At 69.3% G+C, this 3,251-nt stretch carries 2 protein-coding genes and 2 pseudogenes; 2 read left to right on the forward strand and 2 right to left on the reverse strand.

Annotation, left to right across the window (positions count from 1 at the left end; all coding sequences use genetic code 11):
- Positions 1 to 373: 373 nt before the first annotated feature.
- Positions 374 to 544 (forward strand): annotated as a pseudogene (locus tag NFW05_RS15300) (IS256 family transposase); the annotation flags it as partial.
- A gap of 28 nt (positions 545 to 572) precedes the next feature.
- A pseudogene (locus tag NFW05_RS15305) lies at positions 573 to 695 on the forward strand (transposase); the annotation flags it as partial.
- A 189-nt stretch (positions 696 to 884) separates the two neighbouring features.
- Here NFW05_RS15305 and NFW05_RS15310 read toward each other — a convergent pair.
- Together NFW05_RS15310 and NFW05_RS15315 are read right to left on the reverse strand one after the other, a co-directional pair.
- Positions 885 to 2,441, reverse strand: a complete 1,557-nt coding sequence (locus NFW05_RS15310) for a hypothetical protein (protein WP_295308809.1) — start codon at positions 2,439 to 2,441, stop codon at positions 885 to 887.
- A partial coding sequence (locus NFW05_RS15315; protein ID WP_295308812.1) for a tail fiber domain-containing protein occupies positions 2,438 to 3,251 on the reverse strand: 814 nt, incomplete at its 5' end. The genes NFW05_RS15310 and NFW05_RS15315, both read right to left, overlap by 4 nt.

The following is a 3,251-nucleotide window of genomic DNA, read 5'->3' on the forward strand; positions in this document are numbered from 1 at the left end:
TCACCCCGGCAGGCTCGCCACGTGAGCTTGCTGAACATTGTGGCTAATCAAGTCGGACCATGTCTTCTCCTTCGAGGCTGGACATTGCGGGCATTCTACATCCCGCCCCGGCGGCGCGAAAGCGCGCCGCGGCGCGGTCCTGACGCGCTCCGCAGCGGCATGCCTCCGGCCGACGCGACGCTCAGCCCCGATCGGAACGTCGTCGTGGACGCGGGCCGGAGTCGAAACTGGTGTATGACCCCGGGGCCGAGGGTCAGGGGTTGAAGAGACGGCGTGCGTCTGCGGAGAATGGTTTGTGGAGATCGATTTTCAGCAACGGTGAGGACACGCCACGAGGAAGGATGCGAAGAAGGGAAGCGCCGAGCAATCGGCAATGCCACTGACGCTGGAGGAGCGGATCGGGCGTGGAGCGCAAGAATTGATCGAGAAGGCGATCGAGGTCGAGGTGCAGGAGCGGTTCGGCGAGTATCGAAAGCTCAAGATGCTGGGCGGCCGGCGGGCGGTCGTGCGCAACGGCTACCTGCCCGAGCTTCAGGTACTGACATCCCATCCGGTTGCAGCCGGGCTGGTGGATGCCCAGTTCTTTCCAGCGCTTTGGCGGCGAGGCGCAGTGCGCGGCAGAGCTGGAAGCGGTGCGTTGGCCGAGCGGGTTTTGCTGCCCACGCTCCGCGAAGACGGCGCATTGTGTTCTGCGCGGGGGCTCGTGCAAGCTGAGGTTCCCGCGGAATTTCGTCTTCCAGGAGCGAGGTAAGATGACGTTACCTTGGAAGGCAGAAGAATGAAGATACCGAAACAGGCCTATGGGCTGGGATTCAAGAAGTCGTCGGTCAGGCGGGTGAACCATGGACAAGGGGTATGGCCGTCGCCAAGGCGGTGCGGGTGGCTCAGCGCGGCTGGCGCGGCAGCTGCCGCAGGCCGAGCGGCGCGTCCCGCCCAGCCAGCCGGTCGATCCGTCCGGCCAACTGCGCGGCCTGCTCGTCGGTCGCCCGGATCTCGCCGGCGAGTTCCTGGAGCGCGGCGGTGGCAAGCGCCTCGAAGCCGCGTACGCAGACGGCCGGACTGCCGTCGGGACCGATGGCCAGCCAGCCCGGGAAGACCCGGGCGAGCTTCCGGACCGCGAAGTCGAGCGGCGGACCGGCCGTAGCCAGCGGCGGGGCCGCTGAGCCGCCCTCCTCGTTCGCGCCGGCAGCCGGCGCAAGCGCAGTGCTCAGCTCAAGGATCCGTTCGAGCGCGCCGGCCAGCGGAGCGATGTCGCGCATCAGCTCGCGCTGGTCGCGCGGATAGGCGAACGGAGCGGCGGTGCGCAACAGCTCGGCGAAGCCTTCGCCGTCGCCGCCGGCCTCGACCCATTCGCTGAGGTCCTTGACGCTCCGCGGCAGCGCGACGACGCGGATCTCGCGCGCCCGGCCGATCAGCGACAGGCCAACCTGGAGCAGGTGGTCCTGCCCCGGGGCGTCGTTGTCCGGACAGATCAACACCCGCTTGCCACCGACCATGTCCGAATGGCGCGGCAGCCAGTGACAGACGCCGAACGGGCTGCAGGTCGCCGCCCAGTCGCCGGGCAGCCCGAGGCGTTCAGCGGTGTCGACGTCCTTCTCGCCCTCGACGACGAGGACCGTGTCGGCAACGAGCACTCGCGGCAGGCGGTAGAGCACCGGCAGGCAGCCGGCCGGGCCCCAGATCCAGCCGCCCTGCCCGTCCGGACGCCGCGTACGGAACGCCTTCGGCCGGTAGCGCAGGACTTCGAAGAGCAGACCGCCACGGGCGTCGGTGTAGGCGTATACGGCCGTGACTTCGCCCTCGGCTGCGGCGGGAACCTCCGGGCGTGGCGCGATCGTCCCGGGAATCGACGGGACCACGAATGGCTCGGCATCGTGCAGCAGCCGGGCGAGTGCGGCACGATCGCCGCCGAGGTCGATCCACTCGCTGAGATCCTTGAGCGACTTTGGCAGACGAACGACGAGCACCTCGCGCGCTGCGCCGCGCAGCGCGAGGCCGACGATGAGCAGATGGTCGCGTCCGGCGAGGTCGTTGTCGGGACAGAGGTAGACGGTCCTGCCGGCGAGCGCCTTCGTGTATTCGCTGCGCCACTTGCCGGCGCCGAAGGGATTGCAGGTCGCGGTGAAGCCGTCGGGCAGCAGACGCCGGGCGTTGTCGACGTCCTTCTCGCCTTCGACGACGAGAACGCTCCCGGCGGCGAGCACCTGCGGCAGCCGGTAGAGGACCCTGCGCACGCCTCTGAGGCTGCCGAGCCATCCCCCCTTTCCGTCGGGGCAACGCGCCCGGAAGGCTTTCGGCTGGTAGCGGACGACCTGGAAGAGCAGACGCCCGTCCTCGTCGGTGTAGTCGTAGTGCGCGACCTCCTGCTGGCCTTCGCGGAGTGGAGACCGGGTCGGCGGCTGCCCCGGCGTCGACGTTGTCCGGCCGGCGCTTCCGCTCACCGGCGCGACGCGGCCGTTCCCGCCTTGCCCGGCGGGTCGCTGCGCCGGCGCTCGAGCGCGTCGATCCGCTGCTGCATCCTGCCGAGCATTTCCCGGAGGCCGTCGTTCTCCGCCTTGAGCTGCTTGAGCGCCTCGACGGCCAGCGCCTCGAAGCCGCGGATGGTCAGCGTCTTGAAGCCCTGCGGGTCGACGCCGACCCATTCGGGGAATATGGCCTCGACGTCCTGGGCAAGAAAGCCCATCTGCAGCCCGTTGAGGTTGCCCTGCTTCTCGGGTTCCTTCCATTCGAAGGAGATCGGCTTGAGCTTGAGCAGGCGCTCTACGGCGTCCGAGAGCGGAGCGATTTCCTGCTTGAGGCGAACGTCGGAGAGCGTTCCCCAGGCGCCGCCGCCGGGCTTGAACGCGTTACCGGTGACCGTCAGGGCGCCCTGGTCGAGCGTCAGCGTCAGTCGCCATCCGGCGGCTGGCGACCCGCTGACCGGGTTTCCCCAGATGCCGACAGCATTCTGGGTCTGCATGCCGACGAAAGCGGCGTCGAACTCGCGCCCGTAGTAACCCGACAGCCAGACACCGGCCGTCTCCTGGCCGGAGGCCGTCTGGCGGACGCGCATCCTGCCGCCGACGTCGAGCCGGAAGGCGGGCGCGACACCGACGCCGACGCGCCCCGGAATCGCCAGGTCGCTGGCCAGCTTGCCGCCGGTGACCGCCTGGTCGGCGATCCGGTCGCTGGTCACCGCGCCGGCCGCGAGTTCGGCGGTGCCGATGCTGCCGTCGACGATCTTCGCCGCGTCGACCGAATTGGCTGCAAGC

The sequence above is a fragment of the Accumulibacter sp. genome (assembly GCF_023806625.1).
Classification (GTDB): Bacteria; Pseudomonadota; Gammaproteobacteria; order Burkholderiales; family Rhodocyclaceae; genus Accumulibacter.